We start from the raw sequence: 26,849 nt of genomic DNA on the forward strand, positions 1-26,849 counted from the left end.
CTGTGCCTTTACGCGAAGCGCAATCAAACATGATTGGTACAAGTCCATGACACAGGCGGCACCGGCCGGAACGGCGCCGGACGAAACCCGCACCGGGATTTTGTTCGCCCTCGGCGCCTACGGGCTCTGGGGCATTCTACCCGGTTATTTCAAGCTGATCGATGCGGTCGCGCCCGAGACCGTGGTTGCCCAGCGCATCGTCTGGTCCGTGCTTTTCGTGGGCTTGTTCCTGATGCTGATGCGCCGGACCCGTGAGATCGGTGAAATTGCCCGCGAACCGCGTCTCGTCGGCCTTCTTTGTATTTCCGCCGGCTTGATCGCCGTGAACTGGCTCGTCTTCGTCTGGGCCGTCGAGCATGAAAAGGTGCTCGACGTCAGTCTCGGCTATTTCATCAATCCGCTGGTCAGCATTCTGGTCGGGCTCGTTGTCCTGCGCGAAAAACTGTCGCCACTGCAAGGCGTTGCAGTGGGTCTGGCGGCCGCCGGCGTCGCCTTGCAGGCGGTTCTTCTGGGCGGGTTGCCGTGGGTGTCGCTCTTGCTTGCCTTCAGCTTTGCCGGATACGGCTATTTCCGCAAGATCACGCCGGTGCGGGCCACGCCGGGGTTATGGATGGAGACGGTGCTTTTGCTGCCGCTCGCCGGAGGCTATCTGCTGCTGCAGGGCATGTCGGGCGTCGATGTTCTGAGGCTCGGTACGCCGAGCGTATTCGTGGCGCTCGCCGGGCTGGGTATCGTGACGGCTCTGCCGCTGATCCTGTTTTCGGCCGCCGCCCGGCGCTTGCCGATGGTCCTGATCGGCCTGATGCAATATATCGCGCCGTCCCTGCATTTCGTCACGGCCGTGTTCATCTGGCACGAACCGCTTCATCCCGCGACCCTGACAACCTTCGGGTTCATCTGGCTCGCGCTCGGCGTGTTCAGCTTCGATTCCTGGCGGCGCTGGAAGGCAAATGCCCGGAAAAATGCAGCAATTGCCGGGTAGGTGACGCGGCGGTTGCCGGTGGTCTTGTCTCTTAAAGGTTCTCGATCGGTGCGTAACCGGAGGCGTCGCCGTCAACTTCCTTGTCGGAAAGAACATCCTGGATCATCGGCAACGCATCTTCTGCGCTCCGGGCCACCAGATAGGGAACTTCCGTATCCGGGCGGATGAAGCCCTGATGCCGCATATGGTCGAGAAGCTTGAGCAAGGGCGACCAGAAGCCGTTGATGTTGACCAGTACGACCGGCTTCCTGTGCTGGCCGAGCTGTGCCCAGGTCATCATTTCAACCGCTTCTTCCAGCGTACCGATGCCTCCCGGCAGTGCGATGAAAGCGTCGGATTTCTGGAACATGAGCTGTTTGCGCTCATGCATGTCCTTGGTCACGATCAGTTCATCGAGGGACGTGAGCATCGCCTCGCGTTTTTCCAGGAAATGCGGGATAATCCCGGTAACCAGGCCGCCCGCATCGAGGGCCGCCTTGGCGGTCGTACCCATGAGGCCGACCGAACCGCCGCCATAGACGAGGCGCAGGCCGTTTTCGGCGATCAACTGACCGGTGCGTGTCGCCGCTGCTTCATAGACCGGATCGGTGCCGAAGCTGGAGCCACAGTAGACGCAGACGCTGGAAAATATTGTCATGGGGAATGTGTGGCATTCCCGGCCGAACCGGTCAAGCACTCGATTGTGCATGGCAGCGGAGATTCTGGCGGTTTTCTTGCCGACACCTAAAAAGACGTATATTCATGGCTTTAGACAGGGGTTGGCCGACAGGATGTGAGCCTTGCAGGATCTGCCGCAGGCAGTCCTCGGACGGAACATTTGAATGGTCGGGAGATTGACGGATCTAAGCCGGGTAATTGGCCCGGGAAGAACCCGGATGGGATGGCAATGACGAAGCTGAGCGTGATCTGGAGCCTGATAGCCGCCGTCGTCGTGGGCGGTGCAGCGCTGACGACCGGTATCATCTATATGGATCGGCAGGAGAAAAGCGCAGAAGCACCCGCTTCCTCCACGGAAGTAACCACCGAGGTTGCCTCCAATTCCGGAACGGCGGAGCCAAGTGCATCGCAGCCGGAAGCCGCCGATGCGGGATCGCAAAAGGAAAGCGGGCCCGATGTGAGCGCCAAGGCGGACAAGCTCACGTTTGATGCGGTCGGTGTGGAGCCGACGGGCGAAACCGTCGTTGCTGGCCGATCGGACCCCGGCTCCATCGTCGCACTGACCGCGAACGGAAAAGTCGTCGGCAAGGGCGTTGCCAACGAAAAGGGTGAATGGACCATCATTCTGGAAAAGCCGCTTGAGGCGGGCGATTACGACGTCGGCCTTCAGATCACGGATGATGCCGGCAACGTCACCCATGAATCGACCGAACGCCTTGCCGTGTCTGTTCCCGAAGACCGCAAGAGCCAGCCGCTGGTGGTGCTGAACAAGCCGGAAGGCCCGTCCGATATTCTGCAGAAACCCGAGCCGGTTGAAACCGCTGGGCAGGACGAGCCGGCCAAGGAAACCGTCGTTGCGTCCGCCCAGGATGAGGAACCGGCCGAACCGGTCGTGGAAACCAAGCCTGAACCGGAAACAACGTCGTCCGGTGAGCCGTCGGTAGCCGAGCCTGAAACGCCGGCCGGCGAAACGGCAAAGCCGGAAATGACCGAGACCCCTGCAACGGCCGAGCCGGAAAAGACAACCGAAGCCGCGAAGGCCTCGTCTGAAACCCCCGCTTCATCCGAAGCGCCTGCGTCGGATGCAGAGGCGCCCAAGGCCAAGGAAACCGCGCCTGCGGTCGAAGTCACCGCTGTGGCGACCGGGGGGAATGCAACCGATCAGGCCGAAACGGCACCAACGACCCGCACAGTCTCCTCTCCCGCAGGAGAGCCGGTTGCCGGAAGCGCCTTGAAAACGACGGTCGAAGCCGTCGAAGCGGAAGGCGGCAAGCTTTACGTGGCTGGGACCGGCGAGCCGGGCCTGAAAGTGCGCGTTTATGTTGGGGGAGAATTCGTCGGTGAAGCCACGGTTGGTGCCAACGGGCGCTGGCTGCTGCAGGGCGGCAAGACCCTTCAACCTGGAACCGTGGAAGTCCGCGCCGACATGATCGGCGACGCCAAGGGCACGGTTGTCGCTCGCGCTGCCGTGGAATTTGAAAAGGCGGCCGAACAGATCGTCCTGACCAAGGTGATCGCTTCCGGTGAAACCGCAACAGATGCCGGCGGGGCAGGGGCCTCTGTGACCAAACCGTTGCCGAATGTGATCATCCGCAAGGGCGACAACCTTTGGACCATCTCCCGGCGTCTCTATGGCGAGGGCACGCGGTACACGACGATCTATCAGGCCAACAAGGGACAGATCCGCAATCCGGACCTGATCTATCCCGGGCAGGTCTTTCTGACGCCGGAAGGCGATCTGAACTGGAAGACTGAATCGAACTGAGTTCGCCGGCTCGAACTGGCCGGCATCGACGGCGCGGCTCGTTCCGCGCCGTTTGCTCGTGTTCATCGCGGAAAATGCCGAACATCGACGGCTTGAGTGCCTGAAATGGTGCGGCAAGTGCGCGCGCGGCTTGTTATTTCGGTGATTCATCGCATATCTACGATGAAAGGCCGGGCGTCGACCGCGGACCGACCGCCCGTTTTGAAATTCGCGAGGGAGAGCCATCCATATGGCAGAGAAATCTGCAGGCTTCCGGTCGGACGGCGGATCGGACGCTGCCTGCGCGCCGGTCGAGCAATGCGAACTTGCGAAGGTCTATCGGGCCCTCGGCCATCCGGCACGCCTGGCAATCATTGAAACGCTGGCAAAGCGGAACGCCGCCTGTTGCGGCGAAATCGTCGATTGCATGCCCCTGGCGCAATCCACGGTCTCCCAGCATCTGCAGGTGCTCAAGGAAACCGGTCTTCTGACCTGTGAAACGATGGGCCGGAACTGCCGGTATTTCCTGAACACCGAGATGCTGTCCAGGGCCGCGGTGGCTTCCGGGACCTTTTTCAATCGGGTCTCCGAGCAACACAGCGCCTGCCTGAAGGTGGGCGGGTGCGCCGATGAAGACCAAAAAAACACAAAAACCGGGAATGACCCCAGGGAGAAGGCCGTTGAGTAATCGGGCTGTAAAGAATGCGGCTGACAAGGGGACCGAGAGCGCACACAAGCAGGCGGCAGTCAGTGCGGATGAAGGCTCAACCCTCAACACCCTGATCAACCTCTGGCCGTATATCTGGCCGGCCCATCGTCCGGACCTGAAGGCACGGGTGTTGCTGGCCATTGTCGCCCTGGTGATTGCCAAAGGCGTAACCGTCCTCTCGCCTTATTTCTTTGCCTGGGCGTCCGACGCCCTGACCGGCGAGACGAACAATCTGCCGGCATTTCTGATTGCGCCGGTGATGTTGGTGCTTGCGTATAATGCCGCGCGCGTCCTGGCCGTGGCCTTCAACCAGCTACGCGACGCGCTCTTTGCCCGGGTGGGCCAGCACGCGGTGCGCCAGCTTGCCAATCTCACCTTCCGCCACCTTCACCAGCTTTCCCTGCGTTTCCATCTGGCGCGGCGTACCGGCGGCCTCAGCCGTGTGATCGAACGCGGCGTGAAGGGCATCGAGGCGATCGTCCGCTTCACGATCCTGAACGGGATCCCGACGATCCTGGAATTCGCCATCATGGCGGCGGTGATTTCCTACCAGTTCGGCATGAGCTACCTGGCTATCGTCGCGGTTATGATCGTCGCCTACGTCTGGTTCACCATCAAGGCGTCGAATTGGCGGATTTCCATCCGCCGCGAAATGAACGACAGCGACACGGACGCCAATTCAAAGGCGATCGACAGCCTGTTGAATTTCGAGACGGTCAAGTATTTCGGCAATGAACGGATGGAGTCCGAGCGCTTCGACGTCTCTATGGCCAAATACGAAAAGGCGGCGACCAAGACCTGGACGTCGCTCGCCTGGCTGAACCTCGGACAGACGGTCATTCTCGGCATCGGAATGGCCGCATGTATGGTGCTGTCCGCCCAGGCCGTCATGGCGGGCGAGCAGACCATCGGCGATTTCGTGCTGATCAACGCGCTTTTGATGCAGATCTCCATTCCGCTCAATTTCATCGGCTTCATCTACCGGGAAATCCGGCAGGGGCTGGCGGATATCGAATCCATGTTCGATCTGCTCGGTGTGCCGGAAGAGATCACCGACAAGCCGGGCGCGGAGCCGTTGAAGGCCGTAGAAGGCACGATTGCCTTCGAGAACGTGCATTTCCACTACGATGCGGACAGGCCGATCCTCAAGGGCATCGATTTCGATGTGCCGGCTGGAAAGACAGTTGCCATCGTCGGACCGTCCGGCGCGGGCAAATCGACCATTTCCCGGCTTCTGTTCCGTTTTTACGACGTGACCGACGGACGGATTCTGATCGACGGTCAGGACGTGCGTGACGTGACCCAGGAAAGCGTGCGCCATGCCATCGGCATGGTGCCGCAGGACACGGTGCTCTTCAACGATACGATCGCCTACAACATCCGCTATGGCCGTCCGGATGCAACGGATGAGGAAGTCCGGGAAGCGGCCCGGATGGCGCAGATCCACGACTTCATCGAACGCCTGCCGAAGGGCTATGCATCCGAGGTCGGTGAGCGCGGTCTGAAGCTGTCAGGCGGTGAAAAGCAGCGCGTGGCTATCGCCCGGACCATCCTGAAATCCCCGCCGATCCTGATCCTCGACGAGGCGACTTCCGCCCTCGATACCCATACGGAACAGGAAATCCAGGCAGCCCTCGATCAGGTCTCGAAAAACCGCACCACGCTTGTCATCGCCCACCGGCTGTCGACGGTGGTCGGTGCCGACCAGATCCTCGTGCTCGAGGCCGGCCGGATCGTCGAGCGCGGCACGCACGCGGACCTTCTGGCGAAGAACGGGCTCTATGCCTCCATGTGGGCGCGTCAGCGCGAAGCGAGCGAGGCGGAGGAACGCCTGCGGGCAGCCCGGGAAGAAGATGATTTGGGCATCGTTCTTCGAGGGCCGCGCGCAGGCGAAACCGTCGAATAGCGGATCGTTCGGGCTGCCGGGTCAGGCAGGCCGGAAGCCGTTATCGGACGGCGAAAGGCAATGCGCGGCTTTGGGCGGGTAAACAAGACGGGCAGGAAGCTGAAACAGGTTCCGGAAGACCCGCCGGATTTCGCAGGCGCGATGCATGCGTGCGAGATGCTCGTAGTGATCGCCGGTATGTATCATGGCAGTCTCCTTTCTGCTGTAGGGACTGTCTCATTTTCAATGTAATGATATAATCAGGCTTGTTTTTGTAACTCTTTTCGAAGTTTTCGAATAATGCGTCTGGATGATCTGCGTTTCTTTTCCCGCGTTGCCGCACTGGGGAACCTGTCTGCGGCCGGCCGGGAGTTCGGCCTGTCGCCTTCGGCAGCAAGCAGCCGTTTGACGGCGCTGGAACGGGAGGTGGGGGCGCAATTATTCGCCCGCACCACAAGGCGCTTGACCCTGACGGAAGCCGGCCAGATCCTGCTGGACCATGCCGTGGCAGCCCTTCGTGAAATGGACGCGGCGCTGGACCAATTGGAAGCCAGCAACGAAGCGCCACGCGGCAAGCTGAAAATCTCGACAAATATGTACTTCGGCCGTAAGCACGTGCTGCCTTACCTGGTGGAATTTCGGGCACTCTATCCGGACATTCGCATCGATATGGACTTCACCGACCGGCTGGTCGACATCGTTGCCGAAGGCTACGACATGGCCATCCGTGGTGCGCCGCTTGCCGATTCCACGCTCAAGGCCCGAAAGCTCGGTAGCAACAAGCGGGTTCTGTGCGCGTCTCCAGACTATATTGACCGTAGAGGCGCCCCCAGCTGCCCGTCTGATCTCGTCAATCACGACTGTATCGGCATTTCCTCGATGCCGGTGTGGTATTTCAACGGACCGGACGGGGAGATCACCCATCAGGTCGCAGCCTTCATCACCGGCGATACCAGCGATTTTTCCTACGACGCCGCGATGTGCGGTCTTGGCGTCAGCCTCAAGTCCATCGCTCATATCTGGGAGGATCTGAGAGATGGCCGGCTCGTGGAGGTGATGCAGGATTATCCGGTGGTTCGGGAAGGGGCCATCTGGGCAGTCTATCCTCCGGGCAAGTTCACTCCGCCCAAGGTCACCGTCTTTGTCGATTTCCTGCTATCGAAATACGGCCGTCCGCCATACTGGGAGACGGACTACCGCACGGCCTGAACACTCGGCATCTTCGGAAGTGGTTTTCCGGTTCAATTGCGGATCGAATGGGTTTAGAAGAGGCCAAATTCCATGTGCTGCCGTGACTGGACGTCGGGTGGTGCGCTAAACAAGATTTCTGCAAGGCCACGGCGAGGAGATGCGTTGCCGTGCCAATAGGCAGAACGTCCCGAAGGGCAGGAACCCGCATGTCACTTGTCGATTCCGTAACCAAGGCCTTTGTTCCCATCCATCGCGAAGGCTGGCCGTTCATAGCCATCAGCCTGGTTGCAACGCTGGTGATCGGCTGGTTCGCGGATCCGTTGTTCTGGATCGGCCTCATCGTGACCGCCTGGGTCTGCTACTTTTTCCGTGATCCGCCACGTGTCACCCCGGTCACCGAGGGGCTCGTGATATCCCCGGCCGACGGCGTCGTCAGCCATGTGGGTCCGGCACGTCCGCCGGCGGAACTGGAGCTTGGCGGCGAGCCGCTTCTGCGCGTTTCCATCTTCATGAACGTGTTCAATTGCCATGTGAACCGCGCGCCAATGAGCGGCAAGGTCACCCGTGTCGCCTATCGCGCGGGCAAGTTCCTGAATGCGGAATTGGACAAGGCGAGCGAGGACAATGAACGCAACGGTCTGGTCATCGAGAACGGCGATACCCGTATCGGCGTCGTTCAGATCGCCGGCCTGGTTGCGCGGCGTATCGTCTGTTTCGTGCGTGAAGGCGAGACGGTTGCAGGCGGCGAACGCTTCGGACTGATCCGCTTCGGTTCGCGCCTCGATGTCTATTTCCCCGAAGGAACGGTGCCGAAGGTCGCCCTGGGCCAGACCATGATTGCCGGCGAAACCGTCCTGGCGGATCTGCGTGAAACCAACCCCACCGCGCAGCCGCTGACCCGGGTCAGCTAGAGGCAGAATAGTGACGACCGAACACGACAAATCGTCTGCCAGACAAGACGCCCGACAAAGCCGCCAGCCCAGATTCCGCCGCGTGCCCCTGCGGCTGATCCTGCCCAATATGGTGACCCTGCTTGCCTTGTGCTCGGGCCTGACGGCGGTTCGCATGGCCTATGAAGGCCGTTGGGAATTCGCGGTCGGCGCGGTCCTGATCGCTGCCGTGCTCGATGCGCTCGATGGCCGGGTCGCCCGACTTTTGAAGGGAACGTCCAGATTCGGGGCGGAGCTGGATTCGCTCGCCGATTTCGTCAATTTCGGGGTCACCCCGGCCCTGATGCTCTATCTCTGGATCCTGAAGGAAGCCGGTTCCATCGGCTGGATCGCAGCTCTTGCCTTCGCCATCTCCGCTGCTCTGCGCCTGGCCCGCTTCAATGTGGCCCTCGATGATCCGGACAAGCCCGCCTGGGCGGTGCAGTTCTTTACTGGGGTTCCCGCACCCGCGGGCGCATTGACGGTGCTGATCCCGATCTACTGGGGCTTTCTGGGCGTTCTGCCGCAATGGCCGGAGTTCGCGCCCGGCGTTGCCCTTTTCACCATCGGTATCGCCTTCCTGATGATCAGCCGCCTGCCGACCTATTCCGGCAAGACCGTCGGCACGCGGATCCGCCGCGACTACGTGTTGCCGCTGTTCGTGGTCGCGGTGCTGCTCGTCGCCCTGACGGTGAGTTATCCGTTCCAGGTCGTGGCACTGGTCTCCGCGCTCTACCTCGTCTCGATTCCGTTTGCCTGGCAGTCCCATCGCAAGTTGCTGCTGGCCGACAGGAACCTTGCATCCGATGACGACGGCGATTGCGAGGACACGGACCTCGACCACCTCGGGGACAAGCACAAGGGCGACGCGAGTTAGCCCGCAGTCTCTGCGGACCTGCCTGGCTTGATCCGGGCATTCATTCCGATCCGTTGCCATACGGCAAAGCGGTTTCAAGGCGAGATGTCACGGCATGGATGCGATGGTCGAGCCATGGCATGACGGACTGGCGCGCGCTACCCGGCAGCCCGTCTGCGCACGAATTTCTGTTCCATGACCATCTTGCCCCATTGGTCGCCCTGGTATTCGTCCGCCAGCTCAAACCCGTTGCGTTCATAGAGCGCGCGGGCGGCGTCCAGGCCTTTCAGGGTCCACAGGTGGATCTCGACGAAGCCGTGGCGTTCGCAGTGGTCGAGGGCCTTCTCCAGAAGCCTGCGGCCGAGGCCGAGACCTCTCAGGTGCTCTTCCATAATGAACCAGCGCAGGTGGGCGATGTTGTTGCCAAGGTCCTCGCCGTCGATGGTGATGGAGGCCACGACCCGGCCGTTTTCGACAACACTCCAGGAGTTGTTTACCGGATTTGAAAGCCTCGGCATGAATTCGGCCATGGCGGCGGCAACCACGCTTTCAAAGGCCGGTCCGAAGCCGACAATCGGCCCGTGCGTGCGGCCGTGCAGGCCCGATAGATCGCCGATCATGCCGGTCTGATAGCCTTCGACGATCTCCGGCGCCGCGGGAGCGGCGTGAGTGCCGTTGCCGGTCCTTGAAACCGTCAGAGCGGTCGCAAAGGCATCGAGCGCGCGGGCGACACCTTCCGGTGACGACTGTCCGCCCATATGGGGAAGGGCGCCGGACACCTTGTTCTCGCCATAGGCGGCCAGGACGGCCAGTGTCTTGCGGCCCTGTTCGGTCAAAGTGATACGGAAGGAGCGGCCGTCCGTCTCCAGCCGTTCGCTGGTAATCTCCCCTCGTTTTTCGAGCGCCTGCACCAACCGGCTGATCGTGGATTTCTCCAGGTTCAGGCGATCCGCGAGGTCTTTCGATGTCAGGCTGCCGCTCTCGCCGAGCTCGACGATGGTGTGGACTGCGGAGGGGGACAGGTCCGTACCCGCAAGCGTGCGTTCCATATAGCCATGCTCGCGGACCAGCACCCGGGCGGCGCTCCGGATTGTCGAGATCACTTCAGCTGAGATCGTTTGCATCTTGTTTCGGTGATGTAGTTGTATAATGCAACTAATATGCTTCGCTTGTCAGGATTTGGCAAGCCGCCGGACAAACAAAAACCGCCGGGACGGGATCCCGGCGGTTTCGCATTGGCAGGGTGCCTATTCGGCGGCGTTGGGAAGATCCTGTGGCGGTTCTTTCGGCGGTTTCGGTTTCTCCATCCGAATGACGCGGGCAGGGGGTGCCGGCTCGGCCGGTTCTTCCGGTTCGGCGGAAGTATCCGGTCCTGAAACAGCGACTGCCGCTGCCGGTTGGCCACGCCACCAGGCGGCGGCGCGCTGCCCGGACTGCATCCACACGCTCGGCAACGCAATCATCACGGGGATCATGATCAGCGTCAGCAGAGTGGAGAAGGCAAGCCCGGAAATCACCGCTGTCGAAAGCTGCACCCACCACACGGCGGTGATGCCGCCATAGGCGGTCACCTGGTTTAAGAAATCCAGATTGATCGCGGTTGCCATCGGGATCAGCCCGGCGATCGTAGTGATCGTGGTCAGCAGGATCGGCCTGATCCGCTGTACCGACGTCTTCAGAATCGCATCGAGCGGCTCCATCCCGTCGTCCCGGAAGCGGTTATAGGTGTCGATCAGCACGATGGCGTTGTTGACCACGATCCCGGCTAGCGCCACGACGCCCGTCCCGGTCATGATGATCGAGAACTTCTGACCCGTTATGATCAGCCCCAGAAGCACGCCGACCACCGACATGATCACCGTGGAGAGGGTGAGGGCCGTCTGGTAGAAGGAATTGAACTGGGTGAGCAGGATGATGAACATCAGGAACAGCGATGCGACCATCGCCTTCATCAGGAACTCGCCCGATTCCTTCTGATCCTCGTCAGCTCCGCGGAACTTCAGATAGATGTTGTCCGGCCAGGTCTGGGTCTTCAGCCACTGATCGAGTTCGCGCACCTTGTCGTCGGGCAACGCGCCGGAGGCCGGGTCGACGGTGGCTTTCACCATCATCGAATAGAGCCCGTCACGCCGGGTGATCGACGACACCTTGGGCGAGGCCGACCGGGTCACGAAGTTCGACAGGGGAACCAGTCCAAGCTGCGTTTGCAGGCGCAACTGGTCGAACCGGTCGAGCGTGCGCTGGTCTTCCGGCAGGCGGACGCGGATATCGACCTCGTCCTCGCTGTCGGACGGACGGTACTTGCCGACCAGCACGCCGTTGGTGACCAGCTGGACCATCGATCCTACCGAGGCAATGTCGGCCTTGTAGCGACCGGCCTGTTCCCGGTCGATGGACATTTCCCATTCGATGCCCGGCAGCGGCCGGTCGTCTTCCTGGTCGAGCAGGCCTTCCATCTGGTCCACATGGGCGCGGACTCTGGCGACGTTTTCAACCAACGTGTCGTATTCGGTGGACTTGATCTCCAGTTGAAGGTCCTTGCCCGTCGGCGGGCCGCCTTCGATCTTGCGGGTTTCCACCTTGATGCCCGGAAGTGGGGCCGTCCGTTCGCGGATTTCGGCGAAGATCTGTTTCGCCTCCCGCCGGCAGCAGAAGTCGGCCAACTCGAGCTGGAGTTCGCCGATCACGTCAGCCGGCTTGTCCTGGACACCGCCGAGAACCTGGCCTCCGCCGGAACCTCCTGGCGCCTTGGCCGAGGTCACGACATTCTTGATGCCCGGGATCTGCAACACTTCGCGCTCGACCGCCTCGACCAGTTGCAGCGATTCCCGTGCGGACAGGTTGCCGCGCCCGGAAACGAGGACGACCGCCTGGTCGGGCTCTTCGTCGACGAAGAATTCCACACCGGTCGGATTGCCGGCGAAGGCGCCGAAGATCATGACGCTGCCGCCGATCATCACGACCAACATGACGATGTTGCCGATCGGGTTGCCCGCCAGAAGCTTCAGGAAGCGGACATAGACACCCGCCATGCCGCCGACCTTGTTGACGTCGAAGACGGTGGAGCCTGAAACCGCTTCAGCCTCAGCGCGTTCCGCCGCCTGGATCCGTTCCGCCCGGGCCTTGGACCAGCGAACGAACGGACGGAAAGCGGACCGCAGCAGGAAAAAGCTGGCGACTGCCAATACCAAGGCAATGACATCAAGAGAAAATACCGTCGAACCATCGGCGCCATTGATGACGAAAACCGATGCGGACAAAAAGAACTTCAACAGGCCCAGGAATTCGAAACCATGCGGATAGGGCACGGATTCCGGCACGAACGCAGCTCTGGACTGTGAAAGCAGAAAATAAACGACAACTGCCGATGTCAGCGACAGAAGCCCGTTCGCATGCCGGCCCATGAAATGGGACACTTGCGCAAAGATGGCGCCGGTCACGGGGATGAACACCATGGCCGTCAGCAGGGATGCCGACAGAACGATGATCACCATGATCGGCAGGTAGCTCATGAACTCGCCGGCGACGCCCGGCCACATCAGCATGGGCAGGAAAGCGGCGAGCGTGGTCGCCGTGGACGACACGATCGGCCAGAACATCAGCCGCGCGGCGCGGATATAGGCTTCCTTGTCCTCCATGCCTTCGGAGATCTTGCGGTCGGCATATTCGGTCATGACGATGGCGCCGTCGACCAGCATGCCGACCGTCAGCACGAGGCCGAACATCACCATGTTGGACACCGTGTAGCCCATGCCGCCCAGGATCAGGAACCCGATCATGAAGGAGGTCGGGATCGCCAGGCCGACGAGCAGCGCGGACCGAAGGCCGAGTGCCGCCACAACCAGGATCATCACGAGGAAAATCGCCGTGAGGATCGACGATTGCAGCGAGCCGAGGACCTCGAAGGTTTTTGAAGACTGGTCGAGCAGCAGGTTCACCTTGACCGTTTCCGGCCAGTCCTTTGAGGCTGCCTCGACAACGGCCCTGACCGCGGCGTTGTTCTCAATCAGGTTTGTCCCGATCCGTTTGGTGACCTCAAGAGCGATCGCGGGTTTGCCGTTCACCCGGGTGTAGGACGTGGCATCCTTGAAAGTCCGCCGGATATCCGCAACGTCGGCCAGCGTCACCACGGCCTCGCCGTTCTGCTTGATCGGCAGCGAATAGACATCGTCCGCCGTCTCGATCAAGCCGGGAACCTTGACGTTGAACCGGCCGTTGCCGCCGTCGATGAAACCGGCCGGGACAAGCTGGTTGTTCAGTGTCAGCGTGTTGAGCAGTTCCTGCTGGGTGACCGAATAGGCTTCCAGTTTCTGGCTGTCGATCACGACTTCCAGAAGCTCTTCCCGGTGCCCGGTGAGATCCGCCGAGCGCACCGTATCGATCGCCTCGATCTGGTCCTTCAGCCGCCGAGCCAGATTGTAGAGCGTTCGCTCGGGCACATTGCCGGAGAGGGCAACGGTTATGGTCGGCAGGAGCGCGAAGTTGGTCTCGTGGATGGTCGGCTCCTCGGCCTCTGCCGGGAGCTCGCCCTTTGCCTGATCGACCTTGTCGCGCACATCCGCGAGCGCTTCGTCCTTGTCGAAGGAAATGTCGAATTCCAGCACGATGGACGCGTGACCTTCGGCAGCGATCGCGGTGATTTCCTTCAGCCCGTCGAGACCGCGCAGTTCCGTCTCCATCGGGCGGACCAGCAATCTGTCCGCGTCTTCCGGGGAGATGCCCTGTTGGGCAATGGAGACGTAGAAGACCGGCACATCGATGTCCGGACTGTCTTCCTTGGGGATTGTCATGTACGTGTAGGTGCCGGCAACGATCAGCGCCAGCATCAGGACGAAAACGGTTTTGGGCCGCCTCAGGATGGCTTCAAGAGCATCGATCATTGGCTAACCTCGGCCGTTTTGAGGACAGGTTCCACTTTCTGGCCGTCGGTAACGTAGTCCTGGCCGACGGTGATGATGCGGACGGAATCCGGAAGCCCGCCGACCCAGATGCCGTCATCGCCGCCACCCAGAACCTTCACCGGGTAGAAGACGGTGATTTGATCGTCGTTCACGCCCCGCAGGCCGAGCTCGCCGTCATCGTTCAGTGTCAGGATTGCCGGCGAGATCATGTGGGCTCTTTGGGTCGGCAGTTTGAGCCGGGTCAGCGCCGTGGTTCCATCCCGGGCGATCCCTTTCTTGTTCGGCAGTTCGACTTCGATCCGGAAGGTTCGCGTTTCGGGGTCGGCCGCAGGCGAGATGTAGCGCACGGTGCCGGACATCGATTGACCGGAAATCAGCCGGACTTCCGCGTCCATGCCTTTCGAAATCAGGCCGATATCCGCTTCCGAGACCTGGCCGATGGCGATCATGGGATCGGTTTCGACGACGGTGGCGCAGACATCACCGACATTGAGGCGCGCGCCGACATTCGCCATCGGGCTCTGGATGATGCCGTCGATCGGCGAATGAATGACCGTGCGGTCGAGCTCCATATTCGCTTCTTCCACTCGGGCCTGAGCGGCGTCGAGTGCGGCTTGCAGGGCTGCGACCCGGGTCTCTGCCGTGAAGCCTTTGGAACTGAGTTGAGTGGCCGCCGAATGATCGAGCCTGGCCTGGGCGAGGCCTGCCTTGGCTTCAAGCACCTTGGCTTCGCGGGTTCCCTTGTCCAGTACGCAAAGGACATCGCCCTTCGAGACAGGGTTGCCTTCGACCGCCGGGCGTTCGATGACACGCGCCGCGGTTTCGGCACGGACCTCCACCTTGGCTTCGGCCTCCGTTCGTCCGCGGATTTCCAGAACCGGCTGGCGCTCCGTGGCGGTCAGCGTTGCGACCTGCACGCGGAACGGGGCATCTCCGGACTTTTCCTGCCGTTCGGAAGGAGGCGGTGTGGCATCCGCACTGTCTCCGCGTCCGCCGATGACGTAGGTGCCGGAATACATCCATAGGCCAATTCCGGCGGCAAGACCGGCGGCAAGCACATATGAAAATTTCAAACGCATAGGATTGCTCCAAAATCGATGTCTATTCGGCCGCGGCCCGGGAGGGGGGCAATGCGGCTCCGCCTTCTGCAATTCGGATCAGCTCGTCGCCATGGGTCTCTAGGTAGTTGAGGGTGAAGCTCATACAAGCGATGCCGTAGGATTGTGCCCAGTTGGACCCCTTATGCGGGCAGGTGTCGTTGTGTTCGGTCAGATGCTTGAGCTCCGCGCGAACCTGTTCCTTGCGCCGTTCGATCGCGCGACGGATGACGTCGGGTCCGACCTGTTCGGCATAAAGGGCCACCAGCAGGAAAGGAGACTTGAATGTGTCCGCGGCCTGGGGTTCGCACAAGGAAGTGATGAATTCCTCGCGGCCGGCGTCGGTGATCGAATAAACCTTGCGGGCGGGTTTGCCGGGCTGGGTTTCCTCCTGCACGGTTACCATGCCGTCACTGGTCAGTTTCGCCAGGGCCGGATAGATGGAACCGAAACTCGCATCGTCGAAATAGCAGAACCGGCCTTCCGTGGCTTCCTTGCGGATTTCATAGCCGGTCGCATCGCCGAAACTGAGGATCGCAAGGCAAAGGCTGCGAACGCTCATGGTGAACTGGTCCTTCCTGTCTTCCGAAGACGCCGGCTGAAACGCGCGGTCTAACTTGAGAGAATTGCCGATGGCCTGAACATGGGACGCAAAAACGCTTATTCAAGCCCGATATATATCGGATCTATATATTGGGCGGATATATGGCAAGCTTTTGACAGGAAAAATATGGTGGGTGCGAAAACTTGTCAGCTTTACTGGGAATGGAAACTGGTTTTTGATGCCCGGATCAAGCGAATTACCGCCGGAAACTGCCCGGCAGGTCCTGTAGAGGAGGCGCGTCGATGGCCAGCAAGAAAACCCGGGGTTCGATCCTGTCCGGTTATCTGCCGGAAAACCCGCTGTTTCGCCTGCTTGCGATCAATGGCGTGATCGGGCTGGGCATCTCCGCCCTGGTGCTGGCGGGCCTGTTCTGGGCGAACATCGGAAACCTGCGAACCCTGGTCATGGCTTCGGACAACCCGGTTCTTCCGATCGTCATGCTGGCATGCGGCCTGATCATTACCTTGTGTTCGGTGGTCATGGGCTCGGCGGTCATGATGCTGAAACCGCAGGATGACGACCGCAATCGGAAGGGGCCGAAGTTCAAGGCCGTCAGCGCGTTGTTGGCTCCGCGCGAAAACCTGACCCCTGTTTCCGTTCCGGTCCGGCCGAACCGTTAACCGGGGGCGAAGACCGGGTGGTCAGCCGGCCCGTTCCGGCTGGACGGGATATTCCACAACAGGTTTTGCGAAATGCCCTTCGGCGGCTTCCGCATCGATGACTTTCTGATTGATCAACAGCGTCATGGCCGCTGCCGCGAACAGGCAGAGAAAACCGGCGGAAGCGAGCTGCATACGTAAAATCCTCGATATCTGTACTTCGGTCGCCGACTTACCAGTCAAGGTTCTAAACCGAGGCAAACCGGACAGGTAAAATTTGAGCTATCGGCAGGAATCACGAGGATTTTAAATCTCCCTCTTGCACGGGCGTATCGCTTGAGGTTTGGTGCGCAGAAGGTTTCAATAGGGATTTCAAGGATATGACCTCCTCCTCCTCCTATCCGCGCGACATGATCGGCTACGGGCGCACCACGCCGGACCCGAAATGGCCCGGTGGCGCGAATGTCGCGGTTCAGTTCGTGATCAACTACGAAGAAGGGGGGGAGAACAACATTCTCCACGGAGACGCCGCCTCCGAGGCTTTTCTCTCGGAAATCGTCGGCGCCCAGCCGTGGCCCGGCAAACGCCACTGGAACATGGAATCCATCTACGAATACGGCTCACGCGCCGGTTTCTGGCGGCTTTGGCGTATGTTCACCGGCCGCTCCATCCCGGTCACTGTCTATGGGGTCGCGACCGCCCTTGCACGAAATCCCGAAGCCGTGGCGGCGATGAAGGAAGCCGACTGGGAAATCGCCTCCCACGGCCTGAAATGGATCGAATATGCCGATCTGCCGGAAGAGCTTGAGCGCGAACATATGCGCGAGGCGATCCGCATCCATGAGGAAGTGACCGGGTCGCGTCCGCTTGGCTGGTATACGGGTCGCTGCTCGATGCAGACCCAGAAGCTTGTGATGGAGGAGGGCGGCTTCCTCTATGATTCCGACAGCTACGCCGATGATCTCCCCTATTGGGTGGATGGCCCGGAAGGCGATCATCTGGTCATTCCCTATACGCTCGATTCGAACGACATGCGCTTTGCTGCCGCACAGGGCTTCAATTCCGGCGACCAGTTCTTCGCCTATCTCAAGGATGCCTTTGACGTGCTTTATGCGGAAGGAGAGGCCGGGACCCCGAAGATGCTGAACATCGGCCTGCATTGTCGTCTGGTCGGCCGGCCGGGCAGGGCGGCCGCGCTGGCGCGGTTCCTCGACTATGTCACCTCCCATGACAAGGTCTGGCTCCCACGGCGGATCGACATCGCCTGGCATTGGCACGCCCATCACGCACGCGGATAAGGGACGGTTTTGGACCCGCGACTTGTCGAAATCCGGCAAATGCGGCCCCGAAAGGAGCGGCAGACAGTTGCCTTGACAGGGTGCTGTTTGCGACAATGACATATGCAGACAGCACCCGTTCCGCGTTATCACCTCTACGGTGAAAACGACCAGGCCGACGACTTCGATTTCTTTCACATCGAGACGATCCGGGCTCGTTCGGCCCCGCTTGGCTGGTCGCTCGATGCCCACAGTCACATCCATCTGTTCCAGTGTCTGATGATCACCTCCGGCGAAGGACGGTTGACCGATGAAGCGGGAGAGCGTCGCATCGCACCGGACACGATCGTCTTTACGCCGCCTGGCGTGGTGCATGGCTGGGAATTCACGCCCGACACCCAGGGCTACGTGGTGTCCTTTACCCACGATTATCTGACAGGGTCCGACGACGGCCGCGATCTCGACCGGCTTCTGGCCGGCCAGGGCGAAAGCAATCATCTGGTCGTGCCGTCGGGTGAAGATCGCCTGAAAATCTGCAGCTATCTGCGGGAAATGGCGGAAGAATTCGAAAGCGGGAAACGCCGGCGCCTGGTTTTCCGACCGCTGATGACCCTGATGCTGGCGCGCATGTTTGCCGGCATCGCGGAAGGTGGCGAGATTGATGCGGCGCCCGGCTTTTCGCTATTCCGCTTCAGAGCCCTGGTCGACGCTCATTTCCGCAGCGAACGGACGCCGGAATTCTACGCATCGGAAATGGGTATGCCGGTGGCTCGCTTGAACCGGTATTGCCGCCTGTTTACCGACCGCACCGCCGCCCAGTCGATCAGGGACCGGATCGTTCTCGAGGCCAAGCGCCAGCTCGCATTCTCATCCCTGCCGGTTTCCGAGATCGCCTATGATCTGGGTTTCGATGACCCGGCCTATTTCTCGCGGGTATTTCGCAAGGAAGCCGGCGAAAGTCCTCAGGAATTCCGTAACCGGCAAAAGACCTGAGGTGGTCCCGAGCAGGGCGCGCAATTAACGTTACTATCAGGGAATTTAATTGAATTGGCTATTTAGGGTTGAGTCCGCCTGCTGCTGAAAATACAACCTCAGATATGTTAACTTCCTGTTAAGGGTTGAGGTGAAGAGCGATGCGGTTTCCAGGGGCTTATTTTCATGTCTATGTATTTGCGGCCTTTTTTATAGGTTTCGCAGTTTCTGTCGCCAATGACCCCGTGGCGTTCGAAAGGAAGCTCCGGCCTGCTGTGCGCGATCTGGTTGCGGTAAATGAGGCCTTGGAAGACTACGTGCACAACTCCCGCCTTCGGACGATGGCCGATGAAACGGTCGACCTGTTCGTGAAGTCGGTCCGTCTGCCGACCACACTCCTGGAAAAAGTCAGTGACGCTATGGAAAACGCCAGGAAAAGACGGGACCGGCACGTTCGTGTGCAGGAAGAGCCGTCCGCGCCGGCAAGAACAAACGCATCGGAAGCGCCGCGGGCCTGATGTCGCGTTTCGTCCAATCTGTATTCGAACCGTTGAACGGCAAGGATTACTCGATGTTGGTCGTAAACATTGGCAATAATACCGATGAGAAATAGAGACAGCTTCTTTATTGACCTTGCGCGGATATGAAGCAAAGAAAAATTATATAATTGCCGTCAATTATTCCGCTTGAACTCTGGCCTATTGGCGCAGACCCGCGGAGGTCTGCAGCACAAGGAGCGGACATGCGGGTTACGGAAGAAGAAGCGAAAAAGATGTGGTGCCCGTTCGTACGGGTTGAGGGCAACAACCGTCTGTTCAATACCAAATCATCGGGTTTTGACGCGGAACATCTCTACCAGCATTGCATCGGGTCGAAATGCATGGCCTGGCGTCCTTTCATCTATTCCCATGTAAAGGGCGGGGACGAGGCATTCGAGCATCACGGCTACTGCGGTCTGGCAGGCCGGCCGGAGCTGGGCGACTAGCCGGCTGCCGGTGTGCGGCAGCCGGGAAGTTTGTTTCCTAAAGGTCAGAAGGGCAGGCCGACGTAGTTTTCCGCCAGGCTCACCTGGGCGGCGTGGGAGCTTGCCAGGTAATCCATGTCGGTCTGCTGCATCTTCGCGTTGAACGCGCCCAGATCCGGGAACTTGTGCAGGAGCATGGTCATCCACCAGGAGAAGCGCTCCGCCTTCCAGATGCGCGCCAGCGCCTTCTGAGAGTAGTCGTCCACGCCGGCCATGGACTTCTCGCCGTAGAATTCGATCAGTGCATTCGACAGGTAGTAGATGTCGGAAGCTGCCAGGTTGAGACCCTTGGCACCGGTGGGCGGCACGATGTGGCCTGCGTCGCCCGCCAGCATCAGCCGGCCGAAGCGCAGCGGTTCGGCGACGAAGCTGCGCAAGGGCGCGATGCTCTTTTCGATGGACGGCCCGGTTTCCATGTTGGCGGCGGCCTCTTCGCCGAGCCGGATTTTCAGTTCGTCCCAGATCGCATCGTCGGGCCAGGCGTTGATGTCCGTGTCGACGGGCACCTGGATGTAATAACGGCTCAGGGTGTGCGAACGCATGGAGGCGAGCGCAAAGCCGTTGTCATGGTTGGCGTAGATGAGCTCGTGGTTCACCGGCTTGACGTAGGACAGGATGCCGAGCCAGCCGATCGGATAGACCTTTTCGAATTCCGTGATGGCGTCCCGGGGCACGGAGGCGCGGGAGATACCGTGATAGCCGTCGCAGCCGCAGATGAAATCGCAAGCGATTTCGCGGGTGACGCCATCCTTCTCGTAGGTGACGCGCGGCGTGTCGGTATCGAAGTCGATCGGGGTGACGTCCTCGGCCTCGTAGATCACCTTGGCATCGCGGGCCGTATGGGCGTCCATCAGGTCCTTGGTGACTTCCGTCTGGCCATAGACCATCACGGTCTTGCCACCGGTCAGGCCTTTCAGGTCGATGCGCAGCCGGGTGTCGCCGACCGACATGTTGACCCCGTCGTGGGGCAGGCCTTCCTTGAACATGCGTTCCGAAACGCCGGCCTTGTCGAGCATGTCGACCATGCCCTGTTCCAGCACGCCCGCGCGAATCCGCGACAGGACGTAGTCCGCCGAACGCTGTTCGAGGACGACGCAATCGATGCCGGCAAGGTGAAGAAGCTGGGACAGAAGCAGCCCGGACGGACCGGCTCCGATAATGGCAACCTGGGTGCGCATGATGTTCCCTCCTTAAGTACATCATCAGCCTATTTTGATTGCCGCGGATTCTACGCATGACGAAGAGCAACGAAATGGACGATCCGAACGAATGCTTGGACATTTTCATCACGGGCCTATTGCCGTTTGTCCCGGAGGTATGGCGCTCCGATTGCGCTGTGCGTCTTGAATCAGTTTCTGAAGCTGCGGAATCAGGATCTCAGGAATGTGGCCCAGACCCTTGATCCGACTCCGGTTTATCAGGAGGGAAGTTACAGATCCTCCGGCGCGCCGGGGATCGAGACATGGTCCTTGTTTTCCAGGACAATGGGAACGGTCGTTCCTTCCGGATAGACCACGAGCACACGCAGATCCCAGATGCCGTTGATGCGCTTGGAATGGGAGATGGCCCGCCCGGACCCCTTGCTGCCGGTAAGTGAAAAGTTGAGGTAGGCCGATCCGGTTCCGCCGCTCTGTACGTTGACGTTGCCGTTAATCCAGAAGCCGGATTCGATATCGCTGCCAAGCGCGCCTTCGACCGCAGAATCGTTGCGGACGGCCGCCATTGTCATTGCATAGGCGTCGCTGCTTTTCATGATCGCGGGAAGACCTGCGACTATACCGCCGCCGAGTCCGATCGTGGCGATCCAAATGATCACGCCGGCAATCGCCCATTTTCTCTGGGTGCTGCGGAAATGCTCCGAGTCCCGCCAGGCGCGGTTTCGCCAGGCCCAGCGGCTTCCGCGAGCGCCGAGGACGAAAATCATCGCCAGGTTGACCAGCGGGATAAACATCAGCAGCGCGATGAAGACGCTGTTGCCGATTCCCCAGATCCAGTTGAGCAGAAACGCGCCCCAGTTCCACCGGTCCAGCTCCGGCGGGATCTCGGGCGGCTGGTTGAGAGGCTGGCTGGTCATGCAATGGGTCCGCTGCTTCTGATGGAAAGAGCGCAGCTTGGGCTCTAATTGCCGGCCCGGCAAGTGCTGGCGCGGACGGGTAGTTCTATCTGCCGGGGCAGGGGCAGTATCGACGGCGGGTCAAGCCCGCCGTCGAGAAGGACGATGGCTATCGGTCAGACGGCTTCCAGGGCGATCGCGATGCCCTGGCCGACGCCGATGCACATGGTCGCAAGCGCAAGCTTGCCGCCGCGCATCTTCATTTCCATGGCCGCGGTGCCGGCAATCCGGGCGCCCGATGCGCCAAGCGGATGGCCGAGCGCAATCGCGCCGCCGTTCGGGTTGACGTGTTCGCCGTCATCGGCAAGGCCGAGATCGCGCAGAACCGCAAGGCCCTGGGCGGCAAAGGCTTCGTTGAGTTCGATGACGTCGAAATCCTTCGGCGCGATCCCGAGGCGGGCACACAGCTTGCGGGTCGCAGGAGCCGGGCCCATGCCCATGATGCGCGGAGCGACACCGGCGGTCGCGCCGCCGATAACCCGGGCAATCGGGTTGAGGCCGTATTTCTCGATGGCCGCCTCGGAGGCAATGATCAGGGCGGCGGAGCCGTCGTTGACACCCGACGCGTTGCCGGCTGTCACCGACCCGCCTTCGCGGAACGGCGCCCGGAGCTTCGCGAGCGCTTCGATCGTGGTATCGTCGCGGATGTGTTCATCCTGATCGACAATGATCGGGTCGCCTTTCCGCTGAGGGATCGTGACCGGCACGATCTCCTTGGCAAACCGGCCTTCGGCCTGCGCCCTGGCGGCGCGCTGCTGGCTGCGCACGGCAAAGGCGTCCTGGTCCTCGCGCGAGATCTTGAAATCCTCGGCGACGTTTTCCGCCGTTTCCGGCATGGAATCGATGCCGTACTGCTTCTTCATCAGCGGATTGACGAAGCGCCAGCCGATGGTCGTGTCATAGACCGCATTGGAGCGGCTGAACGCGGTTTCCGCCTTCGGCATGACGAAAGGCGCGCGGGACATGCTTTCCACGCCACCGGCAATGATGAGGTCCGCCTGGCCGGCGGCAATGGCGCGCGCCGCGGTGATGATCGCATCCATGCCGGAACCGCACAGCCGGTTGATGGTCGCACCCGGCACGGCGTCGGGAAGGCCGGCGAGCAGAGCGGACATGCGGGCGACGTTGCGGTTGTCCTCGCCGGCCTGGTTGGCGCAGCCGTAATAGACATCGTCGACTGCGGCCCAGTCCACATCGGCGTTGCGTTCCATCAGGGCTTCGATCGGGATGGCGCCGAGATCGTCGGCGCGAACGCCGGACAGGGCGCCGCCATAGCGGCCGATCGGGGTGCGGACATAATCGCAGATAAAGGCGCGTTGCATTCTATTTTCCTTCGTGGGCTGCCTTGGTACGGGCATGGAGGTCCCGGAGAACCTCCAGTTCTAAAGCGTCAGGCGCAGGGGTTTCCCCGACGTCTTCGGCGAATTTGGCTTTCCAACCGACGGTTTCCCGAATCCGGTCGCGTGTCACGCCCGGATGCAGGGACGTAACCGTGAACTCCTTCGTTTCCGGATCCGGCTCCCACATTGCCAGATCCGTAATCAGTCGGGTCGGGCCCTTGGTGGTGACACCATGGGCCGCGCGGTCGTTGCCGCCCTTGCCGTGGCCGAGGGAGGTGACAAAGTCAAGCTTTTCAACGAAGCCCCGCAGTGACTGCTTCATGGTGATGAAGATTTCACCGCAGGAAATGGCGATTTCGGGAGCTCCGCCGCCGCCGGGCAGTCGGACCTTCGGTTTGTCGTAGTCGCCGACCACCGTGGTGTTGATATTGCCGAACCGGTCGAGCTGGGCGCCGCCGAGAAATCCGACGGTAATCCGCCCGCCCTGAAGCCAGTAGCGGAACATCTCCGGCACGGAGACGGTGGTCAGTGCCGTCTTGCACAATTCGCCGTCGCCGATGGAAAGCGGCAACACGTCCGGCGCGGTGCCGATTGTTCCGCTTTCATAGATGAGGGTGATATCCGGTGCATGAGTGAGGCGTGCCAGGTTGCAGGCCGCCGACGGTGCGCCGATGCCGACGAAACACACATCGTCGTTCTTGAGGGCGCGGGCCGCGGCTACGGTCATCATTTCGCTTGGCGTAAAATCTGTCATGTCCGCTTTCCTCAGCCTGCGTTTTTCAGGTGGGCGACGCGGGTTGCAAAGACCTCCGGGCCCTGTTTCAGGACGTTTTCCTCCATCCAGGCGGTAAAGCTGTCGCGGTCCGAGGAGACTTTGTCCCACTCGATATAGGCTGCGTTGTCGCGGCCATAGTAGCTCTGCGTGTAGGACGGATGCGCGCCGCCAGGAACTTTCACCACCGAGGTGACGGTCCACGACGGCAGCACGGTCGCATTCGGCGAAATGGCGCCGAAGTCGTCGACCACTTCCTCCACGGTCACGATCGACCGTTTGGCTGCCAGCACCGCTTCCTTCTGAACACCGGTGATGCCTTCCATGAACACATCTCCCTTGGCATTTGCCTTTTGCGCGTGGATGACGGCGACATCGGGCCGAAGCGAAGGGACGGCGGCGAGCTCCTCCCCCGTGAAGGGGCACTTGATGAACTTGATGTTCGGGTTGACCCGGGTCAGCTCTGCACCGCGGTAGCCGCGAAAGACGGCGCAGGGCAAGCCGGCGGCGCCGGCTTCATAGGCGTTAGCCATGGCCGCGTGGCTGTGTTCCTCGATCTCGACCTGCAGCGGCCAGCCGTTTTCCAGCGAATCCCGGAAGCGGCGCAGCAGTCCGACGCCCGGATTGCCGGCGAAGGAGAAGATCATCTTCTTCACACAGCCCATGCCGATCAGCTGATCGTAGATGATGTCCGGCGTCATGCGCATGACGGTCAGATCCCTGCGGCCTTGCCGGATGACCTCATGGGCGACCGCATGGGGGATCAGGTGGGTGAAGCCTTCAAACGCGACGCTGTCGCCGTCGCTGATGTTGTCGGCAACGGCTTCGGCCAAAGCCTGGAATTTCGCCATTGTTCCTTCTCCCGGCGTGTTTTGGCGGCTGGCGTCTTTCCGGTGACTTGGCCGCATTGAATTTTGGCCGCATATTTATCTGTCGATTAGGTTATGTAAAATGAGAAATTAAGCAATTAGAATAACCAGTAGGAATGTTAACTTGATCGACACCCGCGTGAAATACCGGCATGTCCAGTGCTTCATGGAGGTCGCTCGCAAGCGCAGCCTGGTGAAGGCTGCGGACGCTCTTGCGATCACCCAGCCGGCCGTTTCCAAGACCCTGAAGGAACTGGAAGACATTCTGAAAGTGCGTCTGTTCGAACGCAGCCGCAAAGGCGTGACCCTGACCCAGTTCGGCGAGGTGTTCTTCCACTACGCGGGGGCCAGCCTGGCGGCGCTCAAGCAGGGCTTGGATAGCGTCGCCCAGGCGCGGATGTCCGGGGAATCCTATTTGAATGTCGGAGTGCTGCCGAGCGTGGCCGCCCGGATCGTGCCGGATGCGGTCCGCGCGTTCCAGGCCGAAAACATGGAAACGACACTGACCCTGATTACCGCGCCGAACACATTTCTTTTAAGCCAGCTGCGGGCAGGGGAGCTCGATCTGGTGGTCGGTCGTCTTGCCGACCCGGCGCAGATGGCAGGCCTCGCATTCGCTCATCTTTATTCGGAAAGTGTTTCCTTTGCCGTGCGCAAAGAACATCCGCTCCTTTTGGAAGAAAAACCGGACCTTCGCCGGATCGCCGACTATCCAGTTCTTTATCCGACGAAAGAAGCGGTTATCCGCCCGTATGTGGAACGGCTGCTGCTTGCCCATGGCGTGACGCACCTGCCACGGCGCGTGGAGACCATTTCCAATATCTTCGGACGCACCTACACCCTCGAAACCGATGCGATCTGGGTCATATCCAGTGGGGTTATCTCGCGTGATATTGCCGCAGGTGATCTCGTGGAATTGCCCGTGGAGACGATTGAAACAACAGGGCCGGTCGGCCTGACAACGCGTGCGAACGTGGCGCCCACCCCGGCATTGCTGATGTTCCAAAGCGCTTTGAGAGCCTCGGCCGAAGAGAAATCCATGCAGCTGTAATGGACGGTTTTCAGGTGGGGACTCGATCGGTTTTGGATCGCATGCCGAATGTCTCCTATAACCAAGGCTTATGCCGGATTAAGAAAAGCTCATTTTACAAGATTAAGGATATGGAATAGCCATTGGAGACATGTGATAAAGGTCTGAGTAATCTTGACAATGCATGTCACGATTAGGACTGGATCATACTGTGCACACTACTGGGAGGTTTAGTATGAAACGTATACTATCTGCGGCCGTAGGTTTTATAGCCGCAACAATGCTGACGGGAACCGTCAGCGCGCAGGAGCCGGAAGTCACCCTGACCCTGCATCATCTGCTTGGTCCGAAAGCGCCGGCGCAAACCAAGATGCTGGAGCCCTGGGCGAAGAGCGTCGAGGAAGCGTCCAACGGACGCATCAAGGTCGAGATTTATCCGGCCATGTCTCTGGGCGGCAAGCCGCCCGAGCTCTATCGTCAGGCCCGTGACGGTGTCGTCGATATTGTCTGGACCGTTCTGGGCTATACCCCGGGCGTGTTTCCGCGGACCGAGGTCTTCGAACTTCCGACGATTCACCGCGGGTCCGCCAAGCAGACCACGGTCGCGATGGCCAATTCCTGGGACCTGATCAAGGACGACTTCAAGGACATCAAGCCGATCCTGCTTCACGTTCATGGCGGTCAGGTGTTCCACATGGTCGACACGGCGGTGAAGTCGCCGGCTGACCTGGAAGGTCTGAAGATACGCACGCCGTCGCGTACCGGCGGCTGGATCATCGAAGCCCTGGGCGCCGAGCCGGTCGGTATGCCGGTTCCGGACCTGCCGCAGGCATTGTCCAAGGGTGTGGTCGCCGGTGCTCTGGTGCCGTTTGAAATCGTCGCCCCGCTGAAGCTGCAGGAACTGACCAATCACACGACCGAGGGTCCGAACAGCCTTCGTTTCGGCACGTCCACCTTCATGATCGGCATGAACATGGATCGCTACAACAGCCTTCCGGACGATCTGAAGAAGGTCATCGACGATCATTCCATGGGAAATATCGCCGCGATCTACGGACAGGTCTGGGATGATTCCGAAGCCGGCGGTAAGAAGCTCATTGAAGAAAACAGCGAGCTGATCACCCTGACCGACGACGAGTACAAGGCCTTTACCGACAAGATGCAGCCGGTCGTCGACAAGTGGATCGCCGAAGCCGACAGCAATGGCATGGATGGCGCTAGCATGGTCGAAGCCGCACGTGCTGCTGTGATGGACGTCAAGGACTAAGGGTCCAATAACAACAATCAAGATGGCGAAC

The 26,849-nt window shown here is 60.5% G+C and carries 26 protein-coding genes; 14 read left to right on the top strand and 12 right to left on the bottom strand.

All coding sequences use genetic code 11. The features are described from left to right. Positions 1–46: 46 nt before the first annotated feature. Entirely contained in the window at positions 47–982 is a 936-nt protein-coding gene (gene rarD, locus ACN0SO_RS00945; protein WP_417673578.1) for an EamA family transporter RarD, read from the top strand. 31 nt (positions 983–1,013) lie between these two features. Here rarD and ACN0SO_RS00950 read toward each other — a convergent pair whose 3' ends face one another. Next, on the bottom strand, positions 1,014–1,619 hold the full coding sequence (locus tag ACN0SO_RS00950) for a TIGR00730 family Rossman fold protein (protein WP_417673580.1): 606 nt from the start codon (positions 1,617–1,619) through the stop codon (positions 1,014–1,016). A 249-nt stretch (positions 1,620–1,868) separates the two neighbouring features. Here ACN0SO_RS00950 and ACN0SO_RS00955 point away from each other — a divergent pair, with 249 nt between their 5' ends. The 3 genes from ACN0SO_RS00955 (at position 1,869) to ACN0SO_RS00965 (ending at position 5,998) form a co-directional block, all read left to right on the top strand. Further along, the gene (locus tag ACN0SO_RS00955) at positions 1,869–3,404 is read left to right on the top strand and encodes an Ig-like domain-containing protein (protein ID WP_417673582.1); all 1,536 of its coding nucleotides are present in this window, start codon (positions 1,869–1,871) and stop codon (positions 3,402–3,404) included. A gap of 229 nt (positions 3,405–3,633) precedes the next feature. Continuing rightward, the gene (locus ACN0SO_RS00960; RefSeq protein ID WP_417673584.1) at positions 3,634–4,071 is read left to right on the top strand and encodes an ArsR/SmtB family transcription factor; all 438 of its coding nucleotides are present in this window, start codon (positions 3,634–3,636) and stop codon (positions 4,069–4,071) included. Further along, a complete protein-coding gene (locus ACN0SO_RS00965; RefSeq protein ID WP_417673586.1) occupies positions 4,043–5,998 on the top strand; it encodes an ABCB family ABC transporter ATP-binding protein/permease in 1,956 nt (651 codons plus the stop codon). The genes ACN0SO_RS00960 and ACN0SO_RS00965 overlap by 29 nt, the downstream gene beginning before the upstream one ends. 21 nt (positions 5,999–6,019) lie before the next feature. Here the strand turns inward: ACN0SO_RS00965 and ACN0SO_RS00970 are convergent, their stop codons facing one another. Beyond that, a complete protein-coding gene (locus tag ACN0SO_RS00970) occupies positions 6,020–6,184 on the bottom strand; it encodes a hypothetical protein (RefSeq protein WP_417673588.1) in 165 nt (54 codons plus the stop codon). A gap of 93 nt (positions 6,185–6,277) precedes the next feature. Here ACN0SO_RS00970 and ACN0SO_RS00975 point away from each other — a divergent pair, with 93 nt between their 5' ends. The 3 genes from ACN0SO_RS00975 to ACN0SO_RS00985 all read left to right on the top strand — a co-directional run bounded on the left by ACN0SO_RS00975 (position 6,278) and on the right by ACN0SO_RS00985 (position 8,974). Further along, entirely contained in the window at positions 6,278–7,186 is a 909-nt protein-coding gene (locus ACN0SO_RS00975) for a LysR family transcriptional regulator (protein ID WP_417673590.1), read from the top strand. 188 nt (positions 7,187–7,374) lie between these two features. After that, positions 7,375–8,079, top strand: coding sequence for a phosphatidylserine decarboxylase (locus tag ACN0SO_RS00980; protein ID WP_417673592.1), 705 nt, complete (start codon positions 7,375–7,377; stop codon positions 8,077–8,079). An 82-nt stretch (positions 8,080–8,161) separates the two neighbouring features. Beyond that, on the top strand, positions 8,162–8,974 hold the full coding sequence (locus ACN0SO_RS00985; RefSeq protein ID WP_417675011.1) for a CDP-alcohol phosphatidyltransferase family protein: 813 nt from the start codon (positions 8,162–8,164) through the stop codon (positions 8,972–8,974). 137 nt (positions 8,975–9,111) lie between these two features. Here the strand turns inward: ACN0SO_RS00985 and ACN0SO_RS00990 are convergent, their stop codons facing one another. The 4 genes from ACN0SO_RS00990 to ACN0SO_RS01005 form a co-directional block, all read right to left on the bottom strand. Then, a complete protein-coding gene (locus tag ACN0SO_RS00990; RefSeq protein WP_417673594.1) occupies positions 9,112–10,077 on the bottom strand; it encodes a GNAT family N-acetyltransferase in 966 nt (321 codons plus the stop codon). A gap of 123 nt (positions 10,078–10,200) precedes the next feature. Next, positions 10,201–13,833, bottom strand: coding sequence for an efflux RND transporter permease subunit (locus ACN0SO_RS00995; protein ID WP_417673596.1), 3,633 nt, complete (start codon positions 13,831–13,833; stop codon positions 10,201–10,203). After that, positions 13,830–14,933, bottom strand: a complete 1,104-nt coding sequence (locus tag ACN0SO_RS01000; protein ID WP_417673598.1) for an efflux RND transporter periplasmic adaptor subunit — start codon at positions 14,931–14,933, stop codon at positions 13,830–13,832. Before ACN0SO_RS01000 ends, ACN0SO_RS00995 begins: the two co-directional genes overlap by 4 nt. 22 nt (positions 14,934–14,955) lie before the next feature. Then, a complete protein-coding gene (locus ACN0SO_RS01005; protein WP_417673600.1) occupies positions 14,956–15,513 on the bottom strand; it encodes a helix-turn-helix transcriptional regulator in 558 nt (185 codons plus the stop codon). 284 nt (positions 15,514–15,797) lie between these two features. On the opposite strand from ACN0SO_RS01005, the gene ACN0SO_RS01010 reads away from it, so the two are divergent. Then, positions 15,798–16,175, top strand: coding sequence for a hypothetical protein (locus ACN0SO_RS01010; protein ID WP_417673602.1), 378 nt, complete (start codon positions 15,798–15,800; stop codon positions 16,173–16,175). A 21-nt stretch (positions 16,176–16,196) separates the two neighbouring features. Here the strand turns inward: ACN0SO_RS01010 and ACN0SO_RS01015 are convergent, their stop codons facing one another. Continuing rightward, positions 16,197–16,349, bottom strand: a complete 153-nt coding sequence (locus tag ACN0SO_RS01015; protein WP_417673604.1) for a hypothetical protein — start codon at positions 16,347–16,349, stop codon at positions 16,197–16,199. A gap of 185 nt (positions 16,350–16,534) precedes the next feature. Here ACN0SO_RS01015 and puuE point away from each other — a divergent pair, with 185 nt between their 5' ends. The 4 genes from puuE to ACN0SO_RS01035 all read left to right on the top strand — a co-directional run bounded on the left by puuE (position 16,535) and on the right by ACN0SO_RS01035 (position 19,388). Continuing rightward, on the top strand, positions 16,535–17,452 hold the full coding sequence (gene puuE / locus ACN0SO_RS01020; RefSeq protein ID WP_417673606.1) for an allantoinase PuuE: 918 nt from the start codon (positions 16,535–16,537) through the stop codon (positions 17,450–17,452). Positions 17,453–17,554: 102 nt separating this feature from the next. Further along, positions 17,555–18,424 (top strand): helix-turn-helix domain-containing protein, encoded by an 870-nt coding sequence (locus ACN0SO_RS01025; protein ID WP_417673608.1) that lies wholly within the window; start codon positions 17,555–17,557, stop codon positions 18,422–18,424. A gap of 254 nt (positions 18,425–18,678) precedes the next feature. After that, complete coding sequence (locus tag ACN0SO_RS01030) at positions 18,679–18,921, top strand: hypothetical protein (RefSeq protein ID WP_417673610.1); 243 nt, start codon at positions 18,679–18,681, stop codon at positions 18,919–18,921. Positions 18,922–19,145: 224 nt separating this feature from the next. Next, on the top strand, positions 19,146–19,388 hold the full coding sequence (locus tag ACN0SO_RS01035) for a hypothetical protein (RefSeq protein ID WP_417673612.1): 243 nt from the start codon (positions 19,146–19,148) through the stop codon (positions 19,386–19,388). A 44-nt stretch (positions 19,389–19,432) separates the two neighbouring features. Here the strand turns inward: ACN0SO_RS01035 and pobA are convergent, their stop codons facing one another. The 5 genes from pobA to ACN0SO_RS01060 form a co-directional block, all read right to left on the bottom strand. Next, positions 19,433–20,605 carry a 4-hydroxybenzoate 3-monooxygenase gene (gene pobA, locus ACN0SO_RS01040; protein WP_417673614.1) on the bottom strand — a complete coding sequence of 391 codons (1,173 nt, stop codon included), beginning with the start codon at positions 20,603–20,605 and terminating at the stop codon, positions 19,433–19,435. A 251-nt stretch (positions 20,606–20,856) separates the two neighbouring features. Then, entirely contained in the window at positions 20,857–21,501 is a 645-nt protein-coding gene (locus ACN0SO_RS01045; RefSeq protein ID WP_417673616.1) for a cytochrome c oxidase assembly factor Coa1 family protein, read from the bottom strand. Positions 21,502–21,656: 155 nt separating this feature from the next. Continuing rightward, positions 21,657–22,862, bottom strand: coding sequence for a 3-oxoadipyl-CoA thiolase (gene pcaF, locus ACN0SO_RS01050; RefSeq protein ID WP_417673619.1), 1,206 nt, complete (start codon positions 22,860–22,862; stop codon positions 21,657–21,659). Between the two features lies 1 nt (position 22,863). Then, positions 22,864–23,634, bottom strand: a complete 771-nt coding sequence (locus ACN0SO_RS01055; RefSeq protein ID WP_417673621.1) for a CoA-transferase subunit beta — start codon at positions 23,632–23,634, stop codon at positions 22,864–22,866. An 11-nt stretch (positions 23,635–23,645) separates the two neighbouring features. Further along, a complete protein-coding gene (locus ACN0SO_RS01060; protein ID WP_417673623.1) occupies positions 23,646–24,503 on the bottom strand; it encodes a CoA transferase subunit A in 858 nt (285 codons plus the stop codon). 142 nt (positions 24,504–24,645) lie between these two features. Between ACN0SO_RS01060 and pcaQ the strand changes: the two genes are divergently transcribed. After that, on the top strand, positions 24,646–25,572 hold the full coding sequence (gene pcaQ / locus ACN0SO_RS01065; protein ID WP_417673625.1) for a pca operon transcription factor PcaQ: 927 nt from the start codon (positions 24,646–24,648) through the stop codon (positions 25,570–25,572). A gap of 214 nt (positions 25,573–25,786) precedes the next feature. Further along, positions 25,787–26,818, top strand: a complete 1,032-nt coding sequence (locus ACN0SO_RS01070; protein WP_417673627.1) for a TRAP transporter substrate-binding protein — start codon at positions 25,787–25,789, stop codon at positions 26,816–26,818. Positions 26,819–26,849 lie beyond the last annotated feature (31 nt).

Origin of the sequence: Roseibium sp., from assembly GCF_048260565.1 — a bacterium.
Lineage (GTDB): Bacteria > Pseudomonadota > Alphaproteobacteria > Rhizobiales > Stappiaceae > Roseibium.

What these genes read in the sequence shown, in the direction of transcription:
- rarD (WP_417673578.1), top strand. Translation starts at nt 47, where the DNA reads ATGACACAGGCGGCACCGGCCGGAACGGCGCCGGACGAAACCCGCACC.
- ACN0SO_RS00950 (WP_417673580.1), bottom strand. Translation starts at nt 1,619, where the DNA reads ATGACAATATTTTCCAGCGTCTGCGTCTACTGTGGCTCCAGCTTCGGC.
- ACN0SO_RS00955 (WP_417673582.1), top strand. Translation starts at nt 1,869, where the DNA reads ATGACGAAGCTGAGCGTGATCTGGAGCCTGATAGCCGCCGTCGTCGTG.
- ACN0SO_RS00960 (WP_417673584.1), top strand. Translation starts at nt 3,634, where the DNA reads ATGGCAGAGAAATCTGCAGGCTTCCGGTCGGACGGCGGATCGGACGCT.
- ACN0SO_RS00965 (WP_417673586.1), top strand. Translation starts at nt 4,043, where the DNA reads ATGACCCCAGGGAGAAGGCCGTTGAGTAATCGGGCTGTAAAGAATGCG.
- ACN0SO_RS00970 (WP_417673588.1), bottom strand. Translation starts at nt 6,184, where the DNA reads ATGATACATACCGGCGATCACTACGAGCATCTCGCACGCATGCATCGC.
- ACN0SO_RS00975 (WP_417673590.1), top strand. Translation starts at nt 6,278, where the DNA reads ATGCGTCTGGATGATCTGCGTTTCTTTTCCCGCGTTGCCGCACTGGGG.
- ACN0SO_RS00980 (WP_417673592.1), top strand. Translation starts at nt 7,375, where the DNA reads ATGTCACTTGTCGATTCCGTAACCAAGGCCTTTGTTCCCATCCATCGC.
- ACN0SO_RS00990 (WP_417673594.1), bottom strand. Translation starts at nt 10,077, where the DNA reads ATGCAAACGATCTCAGCTGAAGTGATCTCGACAATCCGGAGCGCCGCC.
- ACN0SO_RS00995 (WP_417673596.1), bottom strand. Translation starts at nt 13,833, where the DNA reads ATGATCGATGCTCTTGAAGCCATCCTGAGGCGGCCCAAAACCGTTTTC.
- ACN0SO_RS01000 (WP_417673598.1), bottom strand. Translation starts at nt 14,933, where the DNA reads ATGCGTTTGAAATTTTCATATGTGCTTGCCGCCGGTCTTGCCGCCGGA.
- ACN0SO_RS01005 (WP_417673600.1), bottom strand. Translation starts at nt 15,513, where the DNA reads ATGAGCGTTCGCAGCCTTTGCCTTGCGATCCTCAGTTTCGGCGATGCG.
- ACN0SO_RS01010 (WP_417673602.1), top strand. Translation starts at nt 15,798, where the DNA reads ATGGCCAGCAAGAAAACCCGGGGTTCGATCCTGTCCGGTTATCTGCCG.
- ACN0SO_RS01015 (WP_417673604.1), bottom strand. Translation starts at nt 16,349, where the DNA reads ATGCAGCTCGCTTCCGCCGGTTTTCTCTGCCTGTTCGCGGCAGCGGCC.
- puuE (WP_417673606.1), top strand. Translation starts at nt 16,535, where the DNA reads ATGACCTCCTCCTCCTCCTATCCGCGCGACATGATCGGCTACGGGCGC.
- ACN0SO_RS01025 (WP_417673608.1), top strand. Translation starts at nt 17,555, where the DNA reads ATGCAGACAGCACCCGTTCCGCGTTATCACCTCTACGGTGAAAACGAC.
- ACN0SO_RS01035 (WP_417673612.1), top strand. Translation starts at nt 19,146, where the DNA reads ATGCGGGTTACGGAAGAAGAAGCGAAAAAGATGTGGTGCCCGTTCGTA.
- pobA (WP_417673614.1), bottom strand. Translation starts at nt 20,605, where the DNA reads ATGCGCACCCAGGTTGCCATTATCGGAGCCGGTCCGTCCGGGCTGCTT.
- ACN0SO_RS01045 (WP_417673616.1), bottom strand. Translation starts at nt 21,501, where the DNA reads ATGACCAGCCAGCCTCTCAACCAGCCGCCCGAGATCCCGCCGGAGCTG.
- pcaF (WP_417673619.1), bottom strand. Translation starts at nt 22,862, where the DNA reads ATGCAACGCGCCTTTATCTGCGATTATGTCCGCACCCCGATCGGCCGC.
- ACN0SO_RS01055 (WP_417673621.1), bottom strand. Translation starts at nt 23,634, where the DNA reads ATGACAGATTTTACGCCAAGCGAAATGATGACCGTAGCCGCGGCCCGC.
- ACN0SO_RS01060 (WP_417673623.1), bottom strand. Translation starts at nt 24,503, where the DNA reads ATGGCGAAATTCCAGGCTTTGGCCGAAGCCGTTGCCGACAACATCAGC.
- ACN0SO_RS01070 (WP_417673627.1), top strand. Translation starts at nt 25,787, where the DNA reads ATGAAACGTATACTATCTGCGGCCGTAGGTTTTATAGCCGCAACAATG.